The sequence below is a fragment of the Bacteroidota bacterium genome (assembly GCA_008933805.1).
GTDB lineage: Bacteria > Bacteroidota > Bacteroidia > UBA8524 > UBA8524 > SB11.
The window spans coordinates 151,822-175,990 of record WBUH01000010.1 but is presented as its reverse complement, the minus strand read 5'-3'; the positions used below and the strand labels follow the sequence as shown (position 1 = coordinate 175,990).

At 42.7% G+C, this 24,169-nt stretch carries 23 protein-coding genes; 13 read left to right on the top strand and 10 right to left on the bottom strand.

Going from position 1 to position 24,169, the window contains the following annotated elements; translation table 11 throughout:
- Nucleotides 1-424 precede the first annotated feature (424 nt).
- The 3 genes from F9K23_11470 to folB all read left to right on the top strand — a co-directional run bounded on the left by F9K23_11470 (nt 425) and on the right by folB (nt 6,040).
- A complete protein-coding gene (locus tag F9K23_11470) occupies nt 425-3,205 on the top strand; it encodes a leucine--tRNA ligase (protein KAB2915456.1) in 2,781 nt (926 codons plus the stop codon).
- 755 nt (nt 3,206-3,960) lie between these two features.
- A complete protein-coding gene (gene recJ / locus F9K23_11465) occupies nt 3,961-5,673 on the top strand; it encodes a single-stranded-DNA-specific exonuclease RecJ (protein KAB2915466.1) in 1,713 nt (570 codons plus the stop codon).
- Nucleotides 5,663-6,040 (top strand): dihydroneopterin aldolase, encoded by a 378-nt coding sequence (gene folB / locus F9K23_11460; GenBank protein ID KAB2915455.1) that lies wholly within the window; start codon nt 5,663-5,665, stop codon nt 6,038-6,040. The genes recJ and folB overlap by 11 nt, the downstream gene beginning before the upstream one ends.
- Here folB and F9K23_11455 read toward each other — a convergent pair.
- From F9K23_11455 to F9K23_11445, 3 genes are read right to left on the bottom strand one after another with little or no spacing between them, the layout of a single operon-like run.
- Nucleotides 5,995-7,593 carry a glycosyltransferase family 39 protein gene (locus F9K23_11455; GenBank protein KAB2915454.1) on the bottom strand — a complete coding sequence of 533 codons (1,599 nt, stop codon included), beginning with the start codon at nt 7,591-7,593 and terminating at the stop codon, nt 5,995-5,997. The genes folB and F9K23_11455 overlap by 46 nt on opposite strands.
- Nucleotides 7,590-8,036 (bottom strand): NUDIX hydrolase, encoded by a 447-nt coding sequence (locus F9K23_11450; GenBank protein ID KAB2915453.1) that lies wholly within the window; start codon nt 8,034-8,036, stop codon nt 7,590-7,592. Before F9K23_11450 ends, F9K23_11455 begins: the two co-directional genes overlap by 4 nt.
- A gap of 25 nt (nt 8,037-8,061) precedes the next feature.
- The gene (locus tag F9K23_11445; protein KAB2915465.1) at nt 8,062-8,562 is read right to left on the bottom strand and encodes a DUF421 domain-containing protein; all 501 of its coding nucleotides are present in this window, start codon (nt 8,560-8,562) and stop codon (nt 8,062-8,064) included.
- Nucleotides 8,563-8,637: 75 nt separating this feature from the next.
- Here F9K23_11445 and F9K23_11440 point away from each other — a divergent pair, with 75 nt between their 5' ends.
- The 4 genes from F9K23_11440 to trxA are packed head-to-tail and all read left to right on the top strand — an operon-like array spanning nt 8,638 to nt 11,398.
- Nucleotides 8,638-9,975, top strand: coding sequence for a dihydroorotase (locus F9K23_11440; GenBank protein KAB2915452.1), 1,338 nt, complete (start codon nt 8,638-8,640; stop codon nt 9,973-9,975).
- A 14-nt stretch (nt 9,976-9,989) separates the two neighbouring features.
- Nucleotides 9,990-10,880, top strand: coding sequence for a hypothetical protein (locus F9K23_11435; protein KAB2915451.1), 891 nt, complete (start codon nt 9,990-9,992; stop codon nt 10,878-10,880).
- A 34-nt stretch (nt 10,881-10,914) separates the two neighbouring features.
- Entirely contained in the window at nt 10,915-11,100 is a 186-nt protein-coding gene (locus F9K23_11430; protein ID KAB2915450.1) for a hypothetical protein, read from the top strand.
- A 1-nt stretch (nt 11,101) separates the two neighbouring features.
- Nucleotides 11,102-11,398, top strand: a complete 297-nt coding sequence (gene trxA, locus F9K23_11425; GenBank protein KAB2915449.1) for a thioredoxin — start codon at nt 11,102-11,104, stop codon at nt 11,396-11,398.
- Between the two features lie 3 nt (nt 11,399-11,401).
- On the opposite strand, the gene F9K23_11420 is transcribed toward trxA, so the two are convergent.
- The 6 genes from F9K23_11420 to F9K23_11395 form a co-directional block, all read right to left on the bottom strand.
- Complete coding sequence (locus F9K23_11420; protein KAB2915448.1) at nt 11,402-13,933, bottom strand: TonB-dependent receptor plug domain-containing protein; 2,532 nt, start codon at nt 13,931-13,933, stop codon at nt 11,402-11,404.
- A gap of 6 nt (nt 13,934-13,939) precedes the next feature.
- Complete coding sequence (locus tag F9K23_11415; protein ID KAB2915447.1) at nt 13,940-14,389, bottom strand: GatB/YqeY domain-containing protein; 450 nt, start codon at nt 14,387-14,389, stop codon at nt 13,940-13,942.
- Nucleotides 14,390-14,402: 13 nt separating this feature from the next.
- Entirely contained in the window at nt 14,403-15,176 is a 774-nt protein-coding gene (locus tag F9K23_11410; protein ID KAB2915446.1) for a phosphosulfolactate synthase, read from the bottom strand.
- Between the two features lie 60 nt (nt 15,177-15,236).
- Nucleotides 15,237-16,634 (bottom strand): tetratricopeptide repeat protein, encoded by a 1,398-nt coding sequence (locus F9K23_11405; GenBank protein ID KAB2915445.1) that lies wholly within the window; start codon nt 16,632-16,634, stop codon nt 15,237-15,239.
- A gap of 289 nt (nt 16,635-16,923) precedes the next feature.
- Nucleotides 16,924-18,459, bottom strand: a complete 1,536-nt coding sequence (locus tag F9K23_11400) for a T9SS type A sorting domain-containing protein (GenBank protein KAB2915444.1) — start codon at nt 18,457-18,459, stop codon at nt 16,924-16,926.
- A 103-nt stretch (nt 18,460-18,562) separates the two neighbouring features.
- Nucleotides 18,563-19,261 (bottom strand): JAB domain-containing protein, encoded by a 699-nt coding sequence (locus F9K23_11395; protein KAB2915443.1) that lies wholly within the window; start codon nt 19,259-19,261, stop codon nt 18,563-18,565.
- Nucleotides 19,262-19,416: 155 nt separating this feature from the next.
- On the opposite strand from F9K23_11395, the gene F9K23_11390 reads away from it, so the two are divergent.
- The 4 genes from F9K23_11390 to truB are packed head-to-tail and all read left to right on the top strand — an operon-like array spanning nt 19,417 to nt 22,084.
- Nucleotides 19,417-20,274, top strand: coding sequence for an FtsX-like permease family protein (locus tag F9K23_11390; GenBank protein KAB2915442.1), 858 nt, complete (start codon nt 19,417-19,419; stop codon nt 20,272-20,274).
- Between the two features lie 25 nt (nt 20,275-20,299).
- Nucleotides 20,300-20,560 carry a DUF3098 domain-containing protein gene (locus F9K23_11385; protein KAB2915441.1) on the top strand — a complete coding sequence of 87 codons (261 nt, stop codon included), beginning with the start codon at nt 20,300-20,302 and terminating at the stop codon, nt 20,558-20,560.
- Nucleotides 20,560-21,357 carry an undecaprenyl-diphosphate phosphatase gene (locus tag F9K23_11380; protein KAB2915440.1) on the top strand — a complete coding sequence of 266 codons (798 nt, stop codon included), beginning with the start codon at nt 20,560-20,562 and terminating at the stop codon, nt 21,355-21,357. Before F9K23_11385 ends, F9K23_11380 begins: the two co-directional genes overlap by 1 nt.
- A 28-nt stretch (nt 21,358-21,385) precedes the next feature.
- Nucleotides 21,386-22,084 carry a tRNA pseudouridine(55) synthase TruB gene (gene truB / locus F9K23_11375; GenBank protein ID KAB2915464.1) on the top strand — a complete coding sequence of 233 codons (699 nt, stop codon included), beginning with the start codon at nt 21,386-21,388 and terminating at the stop codon, nt 22,082-22,084.
- 2 nt (nt 22,085-22,086) lie between these two features.
- Here the strand turns inward: truB and F9K23_11370 are convergent, their stop codons facing one another.
- A complete protein-coding gene (locus tag F9K23_11370) occupies nt 22,087-22,566 on the bottom strand; it encodes a hypothetical protein (GenBank protein ID KAB2915439.1) in 480 nt (159 codons plus the stop codon).
- A gap of 121 nt (nt 22,567-22,687) precedes the next feature.
- Between F9K23_11370 and F9K23_11365 the strand changes: the two genes are divergently transcribed.
- Together F9K23_11365 and F9K23_11360 are read left to right on the top strand one after the other, a co-directional pair.
- Nucleotides 22,688-23,686 carry an RNA ligase (ATP) gene (locus F9K23_11365; GenBank protein ID KAB2915438.1) on the top strand — a complete coding sequence of 333 codons (999 nt, stop codon included), beginning with the start codon at nt 22,688-22,690 and terminating at the stop codon, nt 23,684-23,686.
- A gap of 58 nt (nt 23,687-23,744) precedes the next feature.
- Nucleotides 23,745-24,164 carry a RidA family protein gene (locus F9K23_11360; GenBank protein ID KAB2915437.1) on the top strand — a complete coding sequence of 140 codons (420 nt, stop codon included), beginning with the start codon at nt 23,745-23,747 and terminating at the stop codon, nt 24,162-24,164.
- Nucleotides 24,165-24,169 lie beyond the last annotated feature (5 nt).

Sequence of the window (24,169 nt, the reverse complement as noted above, 5' to 3'; positions counted from 1 at the left end):
CTCCTAAAGGCGAGGGAATTGCAAAACGTCATACCTTTTATCGTATTGGGTTTGTCGTTGGGCAAAAGTCCCCTTTTAGGGGATTTAGGGGTTCGACCTCACCCGAATTGCAGAAAAGCACGACTTCCCCAACCCCGCCCTCATCTAAAGGCGAAGGGATTGCAAAACGTCATACCTTTTATAATATTGGGTTCATCATTGGGCAAAAGTCCCCTTTTAGGGGATTTAGGGGCTCGACCTCACCCAAATTGCAGATAAGCACCGACTTCCCCATCCCCGCCCTCTCCTAAAGGCGAGGGAATTGCAAAACGTCATACCTTTTATCATATTGGGTTTGTCATTGGGCAAAAGTCCCCTTTTAGGGGATTTAGGGGTCAACCTTTTTGCTTATTTTCGCGGTTTATTACGAAACAATACGCGCGAAATGAGCAACTATAACCCGCAAGAGATTGAGAAAAAGTGGCAAAAACATTGGAAAGACACCCAAGCCTATAAGGTGGCAAACAGCAGCACAAAGCCCAAATACTATGTGCTCGATATGTTTCCTTACCCATCTGGTGCAGGGTTGCACGTGGGGCATCCATTGGGATATATAGCCAGCGATATCGTTGCGCGTTACAAACGTCATAAAGGCTTCAATGTGCTGCACCCTATGGGTTTTGATGCGTTTGGTTTGCCTGCTGAGCAATATGCCATACAAACCGGCCAACATCCTGCCGTAACTACTGCGCAAAACATTGCACGTTACAAAGAGCAATTAGATAACATAGGTTTTGGGTACGATTGGGACCGCGAGGTGCAAACCTGCGACCCCGAATATTACAAATGGACGCAATGGATTTTTTGCCAACTATTTAACAGTTGGTACGATAAAACCGCCGATAAAGCCCGTTCGATTAATGAATTGACGGATATTTTCAGCAAAGAAGGAAACACTACTGTAAATGCACACGGCGACGAAACACCAGCATTTACGGCTGCTGAGTGGAATGCAAAAAGCGAAGAAGAACAGCAACAAACATTACTAAACTATCGCCTTGCCTACCTTGCCAACAGCATGGTGAACTGGTGTCCCGAGTTGGGCACAGTGCTGGCAAACGAAGAAGTAAAAGACGGTCTTAGCGAGCGCGGCGGCTACCCCGTATTTAGGGTGAATATGCGCCAATGGTTTTTGCGTATTACCGCTTATGCCGACCGTTTGCTAAACGATTTGGAGGGCATAGACTGGACTGAAGCCCTGAAAGAACAACAACGCAACTGGATTGGCCGCAGTGAGGGTGCAAGCATTGTGTTTGACGTTCAAGGTCATAACGATAAGATAGAAGTTTTCTCTACCCGTCCTGATACTATTTACGGGGCTACCTTTATGGTATTGGCTCCTGAACACGAGTTAGTGCCCATGATTACTACCGAAGCCCAAAAAGCAGAGGTAGAAAAATACATTGACTACGCAGGCAAGCGCAGCGAGCGCGACCGTATGAGCGAGGTAAAAACCGTTACCGGTTGCTTTACGGGGGCGTATGCTACCAACCCAATGACAGGCCTACCCATACCCATTTGGATTGCCGATTATGTATTGGCGGGTTACGGCACGGGGGCTGTAATGGCTGTACCCGGCCACGATAGCCGCGATTATGCGTTTGCCAAGCAATTCGTCTTGCCCATTGTGCAGGTAGTAACCGATAAAAACAACACAGTGAGCATTGAAACCGAAAGTTTTGATGCCAAAGACGGAGTTCTGATAAACTCTGATATTTTAAACGGTCTTAGCGTTACCGAGGCTAAAAAAACCATCATAGCCAAGTTAGAAGCAATGGGCATTGGTAAAGGTAAAGTAAACTACCGCTTACGCGATGCAGGGTTTAGTCGCCAACGTTACTGGGGTGAACCTTTCCCGATTGTGTACCGCAACGGCTTGCCTTATTTGGTGGATGAAAGCGAATTACCCGTTACCCTGCCCGAAGTAGAATCGTATAAACCAACTGGCGATGGAAACTCACCGCTGGCGGCATTGGAACATTGGGTAAACACCCCCAACGGACAACGCGAAACCAACACCATGCCCGGCTGGGCGGGCAGCAGTTGGTATTTTTTGCGCTACATGGATAATAAGAACCCCAACGAGTTGGCCGGCCAAGAAGCGATTAACTATTGGCAAAATGTGGATTTATACTTAGGCGGTAGCGAACACGCCACCGGTCACTTATTGTACGTGCGTTTTTGGACGAAGTTTTTATATGACATAGGTAAAATACCCGTTACTGAACCCGCCAAAAAACTGATTAATCAAGGGATGATACAGGGCACTTCAGCTTTTGTATATCGTATAAACGGCACAAATAAATTTGTCTCTCATAACCTAAAACAAGATTATGAAACCACAGCCATACACATTGATGTAAACATTGTGGAAGGGAATGTGGTTGACTTAGAGAAGCTGCGTGCATGGCGTGATGAATTTAAGGACTCTGAGTTTATTACCAAAAACGGCAAATATGTAGTAGGCAATGAAGTAGAAAAGATGTCGAAACGTTGGCACAATGTTGTTAATCCTGATGATGTAGTTTCCAAATACGGGGCAGATACCTTGCGCTTGTACGAAATGTTTTTAGGTCCCTTGGAGCAAAGCAAACCTTGGAACACCAACGGCATTGAAGGTGTGTACCGCTTTTTGGGGAAATTTTGGAGGTTGTACAACATCAGCGAGGACGGCAAAGCCCAACTGAGCGAAGACGCTCCAACCAAAGAAGAACTGAAAGTGTTGCACAAAACCATCAAAAAAACGGCTGAGGATATCGAAGGGTTTTCGTTTAACACCACCGTTAGTGCTTTTATGATTTGCGCCAACGAGCTTAGCCAGTTAAAGTGCAACAAACGCCAAATATTAGAACCCTTGTTGGTGTGTATATCGCCCTACGCCCCCCACATAGCCGAAGAACTATGGGCAGCTTGTGGTAATACTAACAGCATTTTGGATGTTGAGTTCCCTGCGTTTAACCCTGAATGTTTGGTAGAGAATGTGTTTAGCTACCCTGTTTCCATCAACGGTAAAACCCGCGAGCAAATAGAGTTTCCATTGGATGCCGACGAAGAAACCATAAAAGCAGGTGTACTTGCCAACGAAACCGTCCAAAAATGGATGGAAGGCAAGCCCATCAAGAAATTCATCCTTGTTAAAGGACGAATTATTAATGTGGTTGTATAGAGAAGTTTTAAGTTTTCTGTTTGCAGTTTTTGAGAGCCTCGTGCGCAGCTTCCCCCTATCAAGGTGGGAATACAAGGGGGTGTCAGTCATGCTGAACTTGTTTCAGCATCGCATAACTATTCTCAATACTAATGAGATCCCGAAGCTAGTTCGGGATGACAGCGATATTCCTCCTCCTAAATCCTCCTCTCCAGGAGGACATTAGGATGCAGACTTACTTTACAATCTTCACAAATGTTAATACTCGTTCGCAGTTCAATGTCCCCCGCTTGCGGGGGTAGGGGGTGGAAAATCACGCAAAAGTCATGCTGAACTTGTTTCAGCATCGCATAACTATCCTCAATACCAATGCGATCCCGAGGCAAGCTCGGGATGACAGCGATATTCCTCCTCCTGAATCCTCCTCTCTAGAAGGACATTTGGGTGCAGACTTACTTCACAATCTTTATGAATATTAATACTCGTTCGCAGTTCAATATCCCCCGCAGGCTGGGGTAGGGGGTGGAAAGTATTGCAAAAAGGGTGGATTTCAATCCGCCGAAATGTACCCCAACCACTTCACATGACGTTAATCTAACAATTGGTTTTATAGCTTGTTGATAAAGAGTGATTTGTGTTAAGGCTTGCCAAATGTGGTACGCAACATTTAGTAATAAACTATAAACAATTACTTTTCTTTATCGTAACTTTGGAATTTGACAATACCCTGACCGTACCCTATTTTGATACTGACAATGAAGCCGCGACTTAGATGGATGCCCAAACCTCAACCCGACTCTCAGTTGGTAGAGCATCTTAGTTCGCAGCTAAACATAGGCGATTCGCTGGCATCTTTGCTGGTGATGCGGGGTATAGCAACCTTTGAAGAAGCCCGCCGGTTTTTTCGCCCACAACACTCTGATTTACACGACCCATTCCTGATGAAGGATATGGATAAGGCCATTGAGCGCATCGAAAAGGCTATTGCAGCCAACGAACGCATTATGGTGTATGGTGATTATGACGTTGACGGCACTACATCGGTTGCAGTGGTGTATTCGTTTTTTAAGAAAATTTACTCGAACATAGAGTATTATATCCCCGACCGCTACAAAGAGGGATACGGCATATCGGAAATGGGTATTGACTATGCTGCCGAAAGCGGTATCACCTTGATTATTGCTCTTGATTGCGGTATTAAGTCGTGTGATAAAATTGAGTATGCCAAGCAAAAAGGTGTAGAGTTTATTATTTGCGATCACCACTTGCCCGGTGAAATATTGCCCGATGCCTCTGCTGTGCTTGATCCTAAACGTCCCGACTGCGAATACCCTTTTAAAGAGTTGTCAGGATGTGGTATCGGGTTTAAGTTGTGCCAAGCTTACAGCGAGAAAAACAACATCGATATTGAGGAACTGTATGAATACTTAGACCTTGTAGCAGTGAGCATTGCCTCTGATTTGGTGAAGATAACCGACGAAAACAGGGTGTTGGCGTATTTCGGGCTTCAAAAAATTGCCGAAAATCCACATTCAGGGTTAAGAGCATTATTGGAGTTTTATAAACCCAAAGAAGAATATTCCATCAGCGATTTAGTGTTTTCAGTAGGCCCTCGTATTAATGCGGCGGGTCGCGTAGCACACGCACAGGCTGCGGTGCAACTGCTTACTGAAACCGATATTGTAAAGGCTCGTGAGTTTGCACAGGTATTGAACCAACAAAATACAGAGCGTAAAGAGTTTGACAGCAACACCACCGATGAAGCCCTTAGTATGATTGAGGCGGATAGCGCATTCGGTACACGTTTCAGTAATGTGCTGTTTAATTCAAGCTGGCACAAAGGGGTGATTGGTATTGTGGCCTCGCGACTAATCGAAAAATATTATAAGCCTACTATTATCCTTACCGAATCGGAAGGTAAAGTAACAGGCTCAGCCCGTTCGGTAAACGGGTTTGATATCCACGCCGCCATTGATGCTTGCGGACATCTTTTGCTGCATTACGGCGGACATAACCATGCCGCAGGTTTATCGTTATTACCCGAAAACCTTCCCGCGTTTTTGAATGAGTTTGAACGGATTGTAAAAAATACTATCGACGAGCATAGTTTACACCCCACGATTGATTACGACGCTGAGATTGATTTAACAGATATCACAGGTAAGTTTACCCGCATATTGAAACAGTTTTCACCTTTCGGGCCGGGCAACATGAACCCTGTGTTTTTAACCCGCGACTTAAAGGTAAAAGACGGAATGGCGCGCGTGGTGGGTAATAACCACCTTAAGCTGACAGTAACCGATACGGATGAGATTATCAGTTTTGAAGCCATTGCATTTGACTTTGGCCACTTTTGCAAAACGCTGTTAGACGGGCCGTTTGATTTGTGTTATACTATCGAGGAAAACACGTTTAACGGTAAAACCACTCTGCAATTCAACATAAAAGATATTAAACCACACGCTGTAAACGGTTTCGATGGCAATTAAAGGCACTGTTTCATTAGAGGGAATCGAATTTTTTTCGTACCACGGTTTGTATGATTTTGAGCGCGAAAAGGGCAACACCTTTATCGTGGATGTTTTTATGCAACGCCAATACGAAAGCAATGAATTACACAGTCTTGTAGCCACTATTGATTATGAAAAGGTGTATGCCCTTGTTGAGGCCGTGATGGCCGAGCCTGAAGCCCTGCTTGAGACGGTTGCGCACAAGATGCAGGTTGCCATTACTGCTGCATTTGGCAATGTTGAAAAGCTTACCCTGAAAATAAAAAAGAAAAACCCACCGATAAAAAATGCTAAACTAAGCTATTCGGCATTCCAGTTAGAGTGGGACGTAAACTCTGTAAAGTAAAAAGTGGTTGCTCCAAACACCACACTATCCATCGGATTTTTATCTGTAATCTTACTGCTTGATACTACTAAAGGCCCAGTTGTTTTTGTTGTATCTAACACACTACTCCAATTCTCAGCATTCACAAAGCGGTACTTACCAAGTCGATTAAAATCATCAAAATCGGCTTTGTAATACTCCTTTTCAAGCTCTTTAAAATCTTTTGGAGCGATGTCGCAAAACGTTATCAGGTATAGGTAGCTTTCGCCTGTAGTATTCTCAATATAAATATTAGAAAACTTGTCTTTATAGTTGTTTAGCTTTTGATACATCAGCACCAGTTGGTGCTGTTGGTTTCGGCTGCGTAAATCCACAGAGTTGTGATAGCTGTATGCAGTACTTAAACAAACGATGAACAATACAACCAGCCCTGAACTATGAACCCACGTTGTAAGTTTTTCATTTTTAATCAATCGGGTAAAAAATACCCATCCAATAGCAGTACAAACAGGGGCTAAAATTGCCAATCCCGAAGCCCTTAACGCATGAGGGTTTGCATACGTAAGTGCCGCAGGTAATAGCGCAGCAAGCAAAGTAAGGGCAATAAGTACAGCCGGAAATTTGCCGGCGAACTTTTTATAGTTAATCAACAGTAAAATAATGCCTACGTAAAAGAATACAATTTCAATGGGGTATAGCCTGTAAATACTAAGGTTGTTATGTGTGCCGGATGAAAAGAACAAAAACTCAGGACTTAGATTGAGGGCAAAGTTTTTAAGTACCGCTCCCCAACTTTCCAATGAGTTAAGGGGCAGGCTTTGTGTTTTGGCGCGGGCAAAAAATAATTCGGGGTTTTGCAGTAAGGTGTACAGTTGCGGAAAAGCACCCAGCAAGCCGCCAATACCCAAAAACAGCAGTGGCTTGACTTTATTTTTAGTGGTGATAAAAACATCAACCGCAATTACAACTGCCAATACCAACGCTGTGATTTTTGATGCTTGGTAAGCGTTGGAACTAAACCCCGTTACAAACCCTAATAGCAGCAATCCCCACAAATTAGTATAAGTAAGCACTCGGTATTTTTGCCACAGGTACAATACTAAGGCGATGAACAAGAAGGGCAATACAGCCCCTTCGTGCGCCATGCGTGAGAAAAGTATGTGCCAGCCTGATAAACCAGCAACAGCTAACCCTGCAATGGCGGTAGGGATTGAAAAACTGTTTCTTAAAAATAAAAACAAAAGCCATAGTGCAATAAGACTGAGCAACGCATTGGTAATTCTTGCAGCACCTACTGAAAATCCTGTGAGTTTATAAACCCCTGCAAAAATCCATGCTTGTAGCGCGGGGCGGTTATCACCGTCGCCCAAACCGCGTGCAATACATGGGTTGGGGGTGTCCCAACGGTCTTTCCCGGTTTCGGCAATACTTCGGCCGTCATAAATATTACTCAGTTCATCCTGATTAATAGCCAACGGATACTGCAAAGGTTTGTACAACCGCAAAAAAGCTGCTGCAAGCAACAATAAGACAACCAGCAGTTTTTGTGGGCTACTAAGTCCGTTCACAATCAGTTGTTATGACTTCGTAAAATCATTTCGCATACCTTCTTATCAATAGGGAAGGTGAGTATGTCGGGCGATAGCTCGTTTAACGACACCCAATGAAAACGGATGCGGTGTTCGTTAGCTACCTCAATCCAGTTTGTATTTATAGGTTGTTCCTTGTGCAATCGTTCAATAAAATAATAGATAGAAAAAACCTGGTCGGTTTCAATAAAAACGCTTCGTTGGAAAAAATCGGTGGTGTATAAATGTCCTAATACATCAACATCCATATTCAGTTCTTCTTTAATCTCACGCTTCAAACATTCTATCGGTCCTTCGCCGGGATTTAGCCCCCCGCCGGGGTATTTTGTCATTTCACGTTCCATATACACTTCGTCGGCCAGCAAAATGTTTCCGTCTTCAATCAAAATGCCGTACACGCGTATATTAAATCGGGTAATCGGTTGCATAATATTCAGTTTATGAGTTAAAAAATTAAACCTTACTCGTATGTCGCAATTTTTTCTTTTTCACCCTTGCAGGCACATTAGGGTCAACGGCAATCACGCTCACATTGCCGTCCGTTTCAAAAACAGCCAGTTCCACCTCGTAAAAGCCGTGTAAACCGTGTTCGCGGATGGCCGTCATTAATTCATCCTCTGTCATTTTCACTTTATCCAAGTTGTTCTTCTGCAATTTCCCTTCATAAATCAGCATCACAGGTTCGCCTTGTATCAACTTGTTTAACATGGGAAATCTGAACTTTAAAAGTTTCAGTATGTAGTTTAATAAAAACAATACTCCACCTGATATAATTCCACCCTCAAGGCTGGTGTTTTCGCCCACCATTGAGTTTTGAACGGAGTTACTAATCAGCAAAATAAAAACCAAATCAATAATAGAAAGCTGCGATAATTCCCGCTTACCCAAAACAATCATACCGGCCACTAAAAGCAAGTAAATTACCGTAGTGCGGAAACCCACATCGGCCAGCATATTTAAAAGGTTTTCCATTGTCGGTTTTTTTCAAACCAAAGATAAAACTAACTTCGAACCTTGTAGTAACGCCACATGAAAACTTATTTAATTAAAAATGCCCTGATTGTAAACGAGGGCAAAACAGCCGAAGGGGATGTACTTGTTAAAGACGGTTTTATCGATAAAATAGGGGTGGGTTTGAGCCACGAAACAGCAACCGTGATTGAGGCTGAGGGTTTACACCTGTTGCCGGGGGCCATTGACGACCAAGTGCATTTTCGCGAGCCTGGTCTTACTCACAAAGGAGAAATATACACCGAAGCAAGGGCGGCAGTTGCGGGAGGGGTTACCTCGTTTATGGAAATGCCCAATACCGTGCCCGGAGCAGTAACTATAGATTTATTAGAACAGAAATACAGTCGTGCAGCCCAGTGTTCATTGGGCAATTACTCGTTTTATATGGGTACTGCCAACAGCAATAATATTGATGAAGTACGCAAAGTGAACCCCAAAAACGTATGCGGGGTAAAGATATTTATGGGTTCATCAACAGGGGATATGCTGGTGGACAACGGCACACTTGAAACCTTGTTTGCCGAAGCGGGTATGCTGATTGCCACTCACTGCGAAGACGACCCGATGATTAAAGAAAACCTTGAGCGTTACAAACAACAATACGGGGATGATATTCCTGCTAAATATCATCCGTTGATACGCAGTCGTGAGGCTTGTTATAAGTCATCGTCGTATGCCATTGAGTTGGCTAAAAAGCACGGTACAAGGTTACATATTTTACACATTTCAACAGCTGAGGAACTGGCGTTGTTTGATAACACCAAACCTTTGAAAGAAAAGCAAATAACTGCTGAAGCCTGCATACACCATTTGTGGTTTAATGATGCCGATTACGAAAAATGGGGCAATTACATAAAATGGAACCCTGCGGTGAAGACTGCTGCAGATAGCGAAGCGATTTTCAACGCGATACTTGACGGTCGTATTGACGTAATTGCTACCGACCACGCGCCGCACACCATTGAAGAAAAAGAACAGGCTTATACCAAAGCTCCTTCGGGCGGGCCGTTGGTGCAACATTCGGTGTTGGCAATGCTGGATTTTTACAAAAGAGGGAAAATCAGTCTTGAGAAAATAGTAGAAAAAATGAGCCACAACGTGGCCGATATGTTTGCTATAGACAGGCGTGGTTTTATACGCGAGGGGTATTACGCCGATTTTGTGCTGGCGGATTTAAACAAAAACACCACGGTAACAAAAGAGAACATTTTTTATAAATGCGGATGGAGTCCGTTTTTGGGGCACACTTTTGGCAGTTCAATTTCAAAAACCTTTGTAAACGGACATTTGGTGTATGATAACGGCACGTTTGATGAAAGCCGTTTAGGACAACGGATGTTGTTTTTAAGGGATTAACTGAACAAAAAACTATGAAAAAGAACTTAGTACTATTGTTAACTGTTTTATCAGCGGTAGTATCTGCTAATGCCCAATTAGATGCTGAAAGTCAAAAGAAACTGGCAGACAAAAAGGCTGCGGCCAAACTTACCAATACTGTATTGTGGATGTATGATACCGTTTACAGGCAGGGCGATGCCTATTGCTTGTTGAAAAGCCGTAGGATATCGGATGAAGGGAACGAATACGTGGTGAAGAATCTTGCAAGCCAAGAGGTGATATACATAACTGAGCCGGGTGATGTGACGAAACTGGTAGGGAAGCTAACCGGTGATGTTAATGTTGAATTCTCGTTTATCAAGGAACGTCAAAAACTGGACGTGCCAAAAAAATCAATAACCACATTGCCTGATTTTATTGTTGAGCATAATTTGGTGGCTAACGGTGCGGGTAACATGGCTGCAGTTAAAAAACTACTGGCAATGCATAGCGATAAAAATCCGCAGGGTTTTACTGCTAATGTGAACAAGGATAGTTTGGATGTAGTGATGGCCGCAGGAGATAGTGTAAAGAAGGCTGAAATAGCCGTAAAGCCTACTCAAACTGATACGGGAAAATATGCTCCTGTAGTGCGAAACAAGAAGGCCAAGCTCATTGTTGAGAATTATAAGATAATGCAAGACGGTGTTTTGGTAGGCAGATACGATAAAACATCAAAAGGAGATGATAGCAAATCGCTATATACCTTTAAATCGCCTGATTGGAAAGAAGTAGCCACTGCCACCAACGGTGGTTTAGGGTCTATGACGTGGGAAATTGCCATAAAAGGGGTTGCGAAGAAAGAGATAGTGCGCACAGGAATGGTGCCCGATAAGGCATTGAAACAGATTGTTGAGTTTTTGGTGAATAACAACCATTTATAGTTTTTCGCGGCACATTTTTTGATTTTATTCAAGTATGAATTTTTTGAGTAAGCATAAGCTAACCATTATCGGGATTGCGGTAGGTGCTGTAGCAGGCTTTTTGTATTGGAATTTTGTAGGCTGTGACAGCGGTACTTGCGCCATTACCTCAAAACCGTTTAACAGTTCTGCCTACGGAGCTATGATGGGCGGCTTGTTGTTCTCAACCTTTAAGAAGTAAGATGAAAACGTTTCAAGAATTAATAAACTCAGAAACCCCCGTATTGGTTGATTTTTCAGCCGAGTGGTGCGGTCCTTGTAAAACAATGGCTCCCATTTTAAAAGATGTAGCAGGGAAGATTGGCGATAAAGCCAAAATTATCAAAGTGGATGTAGACAAGAATCCACAAGCTGCACAAGCCTTTAATGTGCAGGGTGTACCCACGTTTATCTTGTTTAAAAACGGCGAGGTAAAATGGAGGCAATCAGGAGCTATGCCCGGTCACATACTTGAACAGGCCATAGCACAAAACAGCTGATAACTATAGCTGCACGCGCAACGTAGCTGTTACATTTATGCCCGGTGCACTAATACCCGAGGCAAATACCCTGTAATTTTGGTCTAAAAGGTTTTCAATCCCTAGCTGGAAGGTAGTAAACTGGTTTACAGCATAGGCTCCGCGCAAGTTTAGTGTATACCATGCAGGCATACCTTCGGGGGTAGCATCGTAGTAGTTGTCTTCACCTACTAAGTTGTAATCGGCCAGTTTTTTAGCTCCGTTGAACAAAGTGAAAAACTCCAAGTTAATTTTATTGTGCAACCACTTTACACCTGCACGGCCAAAAACGGGTGCAATGTGGTCTAAGGGGTAGCCGGTGCTGTCGGTTTTTATTCTGCCGTAAGTATAGTTTACAGCTCCGTTCAGTTCAAAATCTTTGGCAAATGCCCAGCGCGCTACCAATGCGCCGCCATACAAATAAGCCTTGTTTGCATTTTGTGCAGCATACACACGGCTCATCGTTCCATCGTAGCTTATACTGTCGCTGCCGTTTAGTTGGTAGGGCAGGGTAACAATAGCGCCGCTGTATAAAGTGTACCAGCCTGTTGCTTCAATGATAGTGCGTTTACCAAACTGTTTCGAGGCTTTTAGTTCTGCATTGTAAGTATATTCAGGCTTTAAATCCTCATTAGGAACAATTAATAATTTTTGCTTAGGGTCTGAGTCAAACACCTTACCCATGTCGTCTACATTAGGTGCGCGAAAGCCGGTTGCAACCAATGCCGCAAAACGCCATCCGTAATTGCCGTTATAAACAATCCCTAACTGACCATTAACAGAACCATTGCGTTGCGCTGCCGAAGGGAAAGGAAGTTTTGTGAATACAGTATCTGAAAAATCAGCGTTAAGCGTAATGAAGTTACCACGAAGTCCGGCGTTCAATACCCAATGTTTGCCCATCTCACGGTTTAGGGTGGCATATAAGGCACTGTATAGCATATTGCTGCCGCCACCGGGGTAACGGGTGGTGGCTTTGCCTTCGGTTCCGGTAATTATGTTTACGGTTTTAGCGGTTGAGGTTACATCGTTATAGTTTACTTCGGCACCGTAACGTAATTCGTTTTTACCGATTGACTCTTGAAAATCAGCGTTAACAGATATTACCTGTACCTTCTCATAACGGTCGGTGCGTGTAGGTTTTTGCCAACCCCTGTTGTGGCGACTTTCTTTAACACTTTGCCATGAAGCGGTTATACGACCATATTCCCGATACACCTTCATTGTTTCGTATGGTTTTGGTTTAGTTACCACATTTCTTGATAGTTTGGCGGTATAAGCCAGCATAATCCGCTCTTCAGGTCCATAAAACCATTCCGCATTGGTGTATCGGTTGGTGGTTGGGTTTTCGTTTAAAAAGCGGTTGGCGGCTACCTTGGCGTTTCCGGCTGAGTCGGTTAAACTCATCCTGTCGTAGCGGGGTACGTTTCCGGTGGTTGAATATTGGAAGTTTACAAGGTGTGAAACATCACCCGTTTTAAATTTCAATTTTTGAATAACATCTAACTGTTCATACCCTGATGCTGTTTGCACCAAGGGATTGTGGTTGGCCAGCATGGTGTCGCGGTCGTTAATACGTTGATAGAAGTAAGAGTTTTTCCAAGCTTCACGGTCTCCTGAAAGCCCCACAGAGCCTTGCCTTAAAGCTCCGTATTGACTGTATGAGAAACTTGAAAACCAAGCTACTTTATCCCAACCTAAATTAAAGTTAAAATTGCCCGAAAGCTGATTGGCTGCCGATGCGTAGCGTGCCATGGCACCCGCATGCAGTCTTGCACTCACTGTATCTGTAGAGCTTCTGTATATAGGCTCCGATGTCATAAAGTGCATCACCCCGCCTAATGCATCGCTTCCGTAAACAACACTGCCCGGGCCTTGAACAATCTCTACACGTTCTAATATGTTGTTATCAATGCGCAGTACGTTTTGTAAGTGTCCGCCCCGGTATATGGCATTGTTCATCCGCACGCCATCAACCACAATCAGTACTTTGTTGGCCTCAAAACCACGCATTATGGGACTGCCGCCGCCTAACTGGCTGCGCTGTACCAATACGTTACCGTTGTCTTGCAATAAATCAGCGGTGTTGGGTTGGCCTGCAAAGGCTATATCGCGCTGTTGCAGTATAACAATGCTTTGTGCAACGTCTTTCTTTTTTTCTACAAATTTTGATGCTGAAACTACTACTTCTTCTACCTCAACAGGTTTAGACAGCAGTTTTACTTTCATTACCAGTACAGGTATTTGGATGTTAGGGATGGTTACACCCTTTAGCCATTCATCGTAATACCCGTAAGCACTTACCATGATAGAATCGTAAGCGGCAAAGTCTTCTCTGCTCAGGGTGTCTTTTAATTTGTAGAGTGTGGTGCCCTTAATGCCTTGTATTTTATAAGCCGTAATGTCGGCTTTAGTAAGGTCGTCTACAGGTTGCAGTTTCACCCTTTGGCCTGATACATAGTGAGCTATAAATAAAAAAAGCAGTGATGCCACTGCTTTTGCTATACCTTTTTTCATATTGGGCTATTGCAAAATGGTTTTCAATATAGCAGAAATTATTTTACCGTCGGCTTTACCTCCCATTTCTTTCATTGCTACGGGCATTACTTTGCCAGTATCGGCGGGGCTTTTAGCACCTGTTTCTGCTACAATTCGTTTAAGAATAACCGTAATTTCTTCTTCGCCCATTTGCTTCGGAATGTATTCTTCAAGCACGGCCAATTCTTCGCTTTCTTTTTGCACTAAATCGTTGCGGTTTTGTGCCGCAAATATGTCAATCGAATCTTTGCGTTGTTTGGCCAGCTTTTGCAAGGCTTTCATGTATTCATCATCCGTAGGAGGGGTTTGCCTTCCTTCTTGGGTGTTCAGTATCAGCAAAGCGGCTTTCATGCCTTGCAGTGTGCGCGTACGTGCGGCATCGCGTGCTTTCATCGATGCCATTAAATCGGTACTTATTTTATCAAATAGCGACATCTTGTTTCTCCTCTTATTTTTCTAAGTAAAAATGAAATGTATCTCCCCTAAGTCCAATTCGCATGGTTTCTAAGGGTATTACTTCGTTGGGGGCTATGTTTCCAAGGCTCACATTGGCTCCGTATTGTTTTATGAACCAAAGCTGCTGGCCTTTTTGCGGGGCTTCCCAAATAATTTTATCTTGTGGTATGCGGGTTAGTATCTCTTCTATCAAGCCTGAGCGTATCTCACCTGTTCCTCTAAAAATACCTACGTTTCCGCTTTCGCGTGCTTCAGCTATTACTTTCCAAACACCGGCCTCAATCTCTTTGGTCATCATATCAATCCACTTGTACGGAGGGATGATTTTTTCGGCATCTTTTGAGCCTACTTCTGATATCACAATAAAGTCTTGTGCAAAACGGCGAATGTAGTTGCATTTATCTTCCTGTGTCATATCCAGCGAACCGTCGGATATTTCAAGGTGTTTAAGGTTATACTTTTTCAGCAAATCAACATAATCGTTCAGTTGGTTGCGTGCCACAAAGGCCTCAAATAAAGTGCCGCCAAAGTAAACGGGTATGCCTGCTTCTTGATAGAATGCAATTTTTTTATCAAGGTTGGGTGAGATGATAGAAGTACCGAACCCAAGTTTAATCAAATCAACGTAGCCGGCGGTCATCTCTATAAAATCCTCGGCTTCGCGCAAACTAAGGCCTTTATCCATTACCATGGTTAGGCCGCTGTTGCGGGGTTTTTCACTTCGTGCTGGTAGTTGGCTAAGTGGAAAATTATACATGTTTGGCATACAGGGCAAATGTATTGGTTTTGCCTAAATAAATAGTGTAAAGGGTGATGAAACCACCGATTACAGGTATGAATTAATGGTGGTTTGAATAGCTATTGAATCTTTGAATGACGGAGCGTACTCAAAAAACAGGTGATGCTCTGCTGCATTGGCTTCTAATGCCGTTTGCAGGTTTTCAAGACCTTTTACTGAGTTGCCGGCGTTAAAGTAATAGGCCGCCAAACGGTAGTATGCTTGGTGGTACTCGTCAAAATACTTCAGCGAGTTTTCAAGCAAGTCAATTGCTTCTTGGGTATTACCTTGTTTAATCAATACAAACGACCAATCCAGCCACGTTTCGTAGCTGTATGGGTCTAGCGAGGTTGATTTTTTATAAGCTTTCTCAGCGTCTTCAAAATAGTTCAGGTGGTAATATACTCCGCCTAATGAAAACCAGTATTCGGCATCGTCTTCTTCAAGACTAATGGCACGTTTCATAAAGCTAAGGGCATCAAAATAGCGCTCTTCGGCTTCAAAAGTAATACCTATACCAAACCATGCTTCGGCCAGTTTTGGGTTTAGCTTGGTAGCCTTTTTATAAAAGCTGCGGGCTTCAACCATCTGCTCCATTTTTTCGTAGCAGCTGCCAATATTACAGTATATAATGGCATCGGGGCCTTCAAGCTCAATGGTTTGTTTGTAGCTGTCAACAGCTTCTTTGTATTTCTCCATCTCAACAAGGCAATTGCCTTTGTTAAAATAGGCCGAACTGAAGTTTTCGTTAATGGCTATCGAGAAATCGTATGCCCAAATGGCTTTTTCGTATTTCTCAAGTTTGTAAAGTATAGTGCCTAAGTTGTACCAAGCAGCATACGAATAGGGTTGTTGGTCGATGTACTGCTCGTAAAAAACCACACTGTCTTCCAAGCGGTCCATTACCTCATAGCAGTAAGCTACCTCGTACAGCACCTGTTCGTTTTCAGGCTCAAGTTCTAAAATGGCTAATAACAGGTTTAAGGCTTCATCATATTTACCCCAGTTTTGATAGGCATACGCCATGTTAAGGTAAATTTCTGCCTTCTCTTCAGTAAGTTCAAGTGCCTTGTTATAGTTATCTATCGCCTCTTCAAAGTTTTCCATTTGGTCAAACACTTCCCCTTTCACTATAAATACTTCATAGTTATAAGGCTCAAGTGTTTCGGCTTTCTCAATGGCAGTCAGGGCTTCTTCAAAATCGCCCAGTACACAACTTATTTGCGATTGCTTTAAATAAAAAATAACGTAGGCAGGGTATTGTTCCATTGCAAATTCAATCACTTGCAAGGCCTTCTTCAGTTTGTTTTCGTTAAAATAATAATCTACCAGTTCCTCTAACTCATCAGGGTCAAAAAAGGCAGGCTCATTATTTTGCAACATCCTCTCATATCGTTCAGCATTTGACTGGATATCTTCTCCTAAGAAATCATCACCTTCCATCATCGTCTTAATACAAATTAGTGGTATAACAAATCTAACTAATAATGTGTGCTTATTGGTTTAGGGATATATTAAGTTATTTACCCTTAATCAACACCTCATAATAGTAACGTAATTACCTGTAGCAAATAGTATGCAAACAATTGTGCGTTAGTTAAAACAGTCATATTGTCGCAAAATGCTTTTATGGCAGGCTACACTACCTGTATTTGTATATGCCATTATGATGCCGAATAAATAAAAAAGGGGGCTAATGCCCCCTCTTTTTTATTAATGGCTAAAATTCGAATACTTATTGCTTGATGAAAGGTATTGCCTGCATGGCGTCAGCTCCTGAAATAACTGTGTAATAGTTACCGGCAGGTAGCTCAGCTACGTTAATGGCAATATTGTGTTTTGATGCGTCAAGTTTACCTGAGTAAACTTCTAGTACTTCACGGCCACTGATATCTGTTACTGCTATGCGCACGGTTTGTGCTTGTTTCAATTCAAATTCAAACGAAGTTGAAGTGGTAGCAGGGTTTGGATATAGTTTAGCTGTAAAAGCGTTCACATCAGGGTTGTTGATTGAAGTTGTCAAATTCCAGTAGTATGACCAAGGAGAGAAACCACCGTCGTTTTTAGCAACTACACGCCAGTAATGTACTTTATCAAACATTATTGGGCTGTTGTTTGGGATAGTATAAGTGGGGGTAGTGGTACCTACTAAACGGGCAGTATCAGTAAATGAGTTGAATGTAGAAATATGCAGATAGAAGCTATCAGCAGGGTATGGGCCGGTTTCAGTCCAAGTAAACGTTGGCCTGCGTGAGTGTTGTACGCTGGCAGTTTTTGGAGTTAGGTTAACTGGCCTTTGAGGAGGGTTAATAGCACTTGTGGTAAAGCTGAAAGTATCAGAGTTACGGCTGTAGAAGTTGTCATCGTTACCGGCAGCTACAGTCCAGTGGTAAGTAGTGCTTGGGTTTAGCAACCTGTTATTATCTTGGAACCACAATACCGAGTTTTTATCAGAAGAGTCGCTGTAAACAATCGAAGTAAGATTGTGGTCGGTAGCAACTATGATACGGTAGCGGGTTGTTTGGTCTGAAGTTGTCCAATCAAAAGTTGGGGTAAGGTATTGGTTAACCGAACCATCAGCAGGTGCAAGTAATTTTGGTTTTGTTGGCGGGAAAAACGAGCTTTCAAAGCTGAACACGTTTGACCATGCGCCCCATCCTGCTTCGTTTTCTGACCTCATGCGCCAGAAATAGGTAGTGCCTATTTTCAAGGTATCGTATGAGAATTCCAAAACGTTTTTACCGCTGTTTAGTACACTGTCGATACGCAATGTATCAGTGAAGCCTTGTGTGGCCGACAGTTGTATTTGGAAGTTTATGGCACGGGGAACGTTGGCCCATATAAAATCAGGGAATACGGGAGTGTTTTTAAAGTTGTTGGTTGGTTTTAGCAACGCTGGAGCCAACGGCAAGTTATCGATGGTTCTGAAAGTGCTTCTTGCTGACCATGGGCCGGCACCAATCATATCAATACCTTGTACGCGCCAGTAGTAGTTTACGTAGTTTGAAAGTAAACCCTTGCGCAGTTTGTATAAAATGTTTGCTCCTTGTGTTGTATCCAATACAAGGGTATTAAAAGACGTATCTGTAGAAATTTGTAGCCTGAAACTATCAACTGTAAATGTGTTGTTCCAAATCAAGTTTTCGTTTAGGCCTACTTTCACAGCACCGTCGGCAGGGAAAGCCGGAGTTGGGGCTCCCGGTTGTGCATAGGCAGCACCTCCGAAAAGTAAGGCAAAAGCAAGTAAAACTTTAGTAGTAGCTCTTTTCATCACACAAAAATATTAAGTGGCGCAAAATAATTAATGATATACCATTTTCCAAATATACCTAACCTTTCGGCAGGCACGGTGTTTTATTCGTTAAACATTGTAGTTATAACATTCCCTCATCAGCAAAGCTATAAAAACCTGTTTCGGCAACTATTACATGGTCGATAACTTTCACATCCAATAGCTTGCCTGCTTCTTTCAGACGGTTGGTTAGCAAAATATCCTCGTTGCTGGGTTTTAAACTGCCCGAAGGGTGGTTATGCGCCAGTGCAATACTGGCCGCCCCTTCGTCAATTGCCAGCCTGAATATTTTACGGGCATCAACTGCCGTGCTTGTCATTCCTCCCTCGCTCACCTGTCGTTCACCAATTATTTTCAGTCCTTGGTTTAGCAACAATATCCAAAACTCCTCGTGCATCAAATCGGCCAGTTTGGGTTTAAACAGGTCGTATATGTCCTTGCTGTGCCCAATTGATTTTTTCTGCTTCACCTCGGCTATTTGCCTTCTTCCTCCCAATTCAATGGCTGCAACAATGCTAATTGCCTTTGCTTCGCCAATTCCGTCAATCTTTACCAACTCTTTAACGGACATTTTTGCCAAATGGTTGATGTCGTCGCCACATTTTTTTAAAATTTCTCTGGCCAAATCAATCGCCGACTTGGATTTAGTACCTGTACTTATCAGTATTGCCAGCAGTTCAGCCTGTGATAAGGTGCCTTTTCCGTGCAACATTAATTTTTCTCTGGGGCGGTCTTCTTGTGCCCATTGTTTAATGGGGGTATAAATAATTCTGTTCTCCATATACGGGTCCGGCGGTTTATCCGGTATGCTTTATACGCCTGTTGCGGTAAGAGTAAACGAGGTAACTTAACCACAAATAACCCACAACTGTCTTTGTGCTTTTGCATACGTTACATTTAGTATTATTTTCGCACTATCTGCGTTTATAATATATAATGGGTAAAAACAAAACATCGGGTTCATCGGCCATCCCTACGGTAATCAGTATTGCAATGGTACTTTTTATGCTTGGGTTGCTGCTGGTGGTGCTGTTTACAGCACGCAAGCAGTCGATAGCGCTGCTTGAGAATGTAGAGATGACCGTGATGTTTAAGCCTGATGCCGACGAAGCCGAAGTGCAGAAAATAAAAACGGCTATTGAAGGAAACCAGAAGGTGAAAAGTGTGCAGTACCTTGATAAGGTGGCTGTGAACAAAGCATTTTCTGATGAAATAGGGAAGGATTTTGTGAGTACTATCGGGTATTATCCGTTAGGTAGCGAGTTGAGGGTGTATTTTAAATCGGAGTTTGCTTCTGAAACTAATTTGATTGAGGTAAAAACCTCGTTGCTTGAATATACCTCTGTACGCGATATTGTTTACAAAGCCAACTTGCTGGATAAGATTAACGAAAACGTGAGCAAAATTGGCGGCATTTTGCTGGCTCTCTGCATCATCTTTTTGTTGGTTTCAGTAACACTGATTAACGGCACAATACGCTTGGGATTGTTTTCTCAGCGTTTTTCAATAAAAACCATGCAACTGGTGGGTGCCACCGATGGTTTTATTATGAAGCCTTTTGTGGCGAAAGCCATTGTACACGGCCTATACGGCACTCTTATAGCATTATTGCTGTTGGGCGTTGTGGTGTATGGCTTTTATATGTATGAACAAGAGCTGGTAACTTATCTTAACTGGCTTGAGTATGCAATGGTAGGAGGGGCGTTGGCTCTTTTTGCCTTTTTGCTTACCCTTATAAGCAGTACCTTTGTAACCCGCAAATATTTGCGCATGCAAGTGGAACGATTGTATTAATATTGAACTTGAAATAATTATCACAATGTCAAAAGAAACTAAAACCACCACTACTAAAGAAACCAAAAGTGTGAACGGACCACGCAGTTTTGTGTTTGGCAAAGAAAATTATATCCTTATGTTGGCCGGTATAGTGGTGCTAACCATTGGTTTTGCTTTGATGGCAGGACCTGCCGATGGTGATATTTTTGAAGCACGCCGTATTACTGTTGCTCCCGTTATTGTGATTGCAGGTTTTGTTATCGAAATTTTTGCGATTTTCAGAAAACCTAAAAACACTAATTAATGGATTATATCCAGGCGTTTATACTTGCAGTAATTGAAGGTATAACCGAGTTTTTGCCCGTATCCTCTACGGGTCACATGATTATTGCCTCATCGGTGATGGGGATTGCCAAAAACGATTTTGTGAAGTTGTTTACCGTGGGCATACAGTTTGGTGCTATTTTATCAGTAGTTGCCCTGTATTACAAGCGGTTTTTTCAATCGTGGAAATTTTACCTGAGACTGTTTATCGCTTTTTTACCCGCGGCCGTTTTCGGACTTGCTTTCAGTGATTATATCGACCAATTGCTTGAAGATGTAATAGTTGTGGCAGTTACTCTGCTTCTTGGCGGTATCTTATTCCTGTTTCTAGATAAAATTTTTAAAGAAAGCCTTGAGCAACCCGACAGGGAAATGACTTATAAAGAAGGGTTTATTGTTGGCTTCTTTCAGGTGATAGCGATGATACCCGGGGTTTCGCGTTCAGCGGCGACTATTATCGGGGGCTTGGCACAAAAGTTTAATAAAAAACAGGCGGCAGAGTTTTCCTTCTTTTTAGCAGTGCCTACCATGTTTGCTGCTACTGCCAAAACCCTATACGACCATTACAAAGAAGGCACTTTGGTGCTTGATACACACCATGTCTCTATGTTTGCTTTTGGCAATGTGGTGGCTTTTATTGTGGCTGCGTTGGCCATCCGAACGTTTATCAGCTATCTAACCAAACACGGTTTTAAAGTATTTGGCTATTACCGTATTTTTGTGGGTGCTACTATATTAATCCTGTACTTTTTAGGGATTGAATTAAGCATCGTTTAATCTGTTTTTCTTGGATAATAAATCTTTTATACCTCAACACCCTCTTACTATTGAGTATAACGAGGGTAAAGTACTGTTGGTGAACAAACCTTCAGGGTGGACTTCGTTTGATGTGGTGCAAAAAATCCGCAATGTGAGCCGTGCTAAAAAAGTAGGCCATGCGGGTACTTTAGACCCACTTGCCACAGGACTACTGATTTTGTGTACAGGTAAGTTTACCAAACGCATTGATGAGGTGCAGGCGCAAGAGAAGGAATATACAGGTACTATCACTGTGGGCGCAACCCGTCCGTCGTTTGATATGGAAACTGAGATTGACCAAACCTTTGCGTGGGAGCATATTACCCCGCAAATGGTGCAAGAGGCTACCCAACAATTTACAGGGGTTATTGAGCAAATACCACCTTCGTATTCGGCGATTAAGATTAACGGTCAGCGTGCCTACGAGAATGCCCGCGCAGGCAAGGAGGTTGAAATTAAACCCCGTAGTGTTGAGGTTAAAGAGTTTGAAATTACTGGGGTAGAACTACCCAATATACATTTTAGGGTGGTGTGCAGTAAAGGTACTTACATACGTACCCTTGCCTATGATTTTGGTCGCGCACTGAACAGCGGAGCTTATTTGGCCAGTTTGTGCCGCACCCGTATCGGTGAGTATCTATTGAAAGACGCGGTTGAGGTTGAAGATTTAGTGAACGATATAAAAGAAAAGCGGGCGGTTCAATAGCATTAAGCGTAGACTATTTCTCCAAACATACCTTGCAAACGGCTTGCCTGTGCCGATGTATTGCAGCCATCCAAACGGATTTTCCACTCTTCCAGCATCGTGTTAAATGTTTCCACTACTTCTTTAAACTCACGTAAAGATTTCAGGGCATCGTCGGTTTTCACAATCCCGTCTTCAAACATTTTTTTCCAAGCATCATAAGCCCTTGTGTGCTGCTCCCATTTCAGAGTGGCTGCCTCATAATCCGTTTTCAGCGTAAGGCATTTTATAGCAGCACTATCAGCAGTTGCGCTGTCAATCTTAACATCTTTAAGCCCCTCTTTTAATTGCAAACCCCAGTTGTTCACCATATCGGCGGTTGCGGCCCAGTCTTTTTCAATAGCACTCATCTCTGCTCTAATGGCATCGCGTTTTTCGTCCTTGTGTTTGCAAGCAGTAATCAATAAAACTGATAATAGGGCAAATGCTAAAAACTGTTTCATGGGTATAAAGTTCTTGCTTCAAAATTAGGTGTGCAATGCTTGTATAGCAAATAAGATTTAGTCGAACAAAATTTAGCGTGACAGGCAAAATAAATATATTGCAGTGGTTTGGAATTTAACTATGAGAAAATTAGCGAGAATAGAAAGAGTGGCAAAAGTATCACCAATTCCCGATGCAGATTCTATAGAAGTAGCAACTGTACAAAGTTGGAATGTGGTGATAAAGAAAGGTGAGTTTAAAGAAGGTGATTTATGTGTGTATTGTGAGATTGATTCTTTTTTGCCGGTGAGGGAGGAGTTTGAGTTTTTACGCAAAAGCTCCTTTAAGAAAATGGAGGATAAAGAAGGCTTTAGATTACGGACACTAAAGTTGCGTGGACAAGTATCGCAGGGCTTGCTTTTACAATTATCAATTATAGATAATGGACAGCAATATCCTGTTGGCTATGAGGTAACAGATTTATTAGGTATAACAAAATATGAGCCTCCGATTCCGGCAGGTACAGAGGGTACTATAAAAGGCGGCTTTCCATCTTTTATCAGTAAAACCGATGAAGAACGGATACAGAATTTGGCAGACGAATACGGTTCTTATAAAAATACTGAGTTTTATGCAACCGAGAAACTAGATGGCACTTCAATAACTTGCTACACTTATGAAGGTAGTTTTGGTGTTTGCCAGCGAAACTACGAGTTAGAAGAAGCAAATAATATGTATTGGGAAACAGTTGCAAGACTCGGTATCAAAGAAAAGTTGATGCAACTGAATAAAAATATTGCCCTACAAGGTGAACTAATCGGACCAAGTATACAAGGTAACCCATACCAATTAAAAGAGCGCACGATAAAGGTGTTTTCAGTATTTGATATAGATAATGGACGATATTATAAGTTTGAAGAGTTTACTGCCTTAACAAAAGAATTGTCAATAGATACTGTTCCGCTGATTGAAACATCCATGAAATTACCGGAAACAATAGATATGCTGTTGCAGTTTGCCGATGGGAAGTCAGCACTTAATCCGCAAACAAACCGAGAAGGGCTTGTGTTACGGAGTTTGTCAGGTACATGGATTTCATTTAAGGTAATTTCAAACCTGTTTTTGTTGAGCGAAAAATAACCGCATCGTTCTCATACAAAGGTTAGCTTCACAAAATAAATGTAATATTGCACCTGTTATGCAAGAGAACCCAGTACATTCAAGCAAAGCTCCAGAACCCGTAGGTTTGTACCCTCATGCCCGCCGTGTGGGCAACTTGTTGTTTCTTTCAGGCGTTGGTCCCCGCGAGCGCGGAACCAAAAAAATACCCGGTGTTGATTTAGATGAAAACGGCAACATTGTTAGCTATGACATAGCGACCCAATGCCGCAGTGTTTTCCAAAATGTGCGTTATGTGCTTGAAGATGCCGGCAGTAGCTGGGATAAAATTGTAGATGTTACGGTGTTTCTTACCAACATGAAAGATGATTTCCCGATTTACAATAAGCTATGGGCAGAATATTTTGCAGAAAACCCTCCTTGCCGCACTACCATTGAGATTAACTGCCTGCCTACGCCGATAGCTATTGAGTTGAAGGTGATTGCTACCATTGACTAATAGGG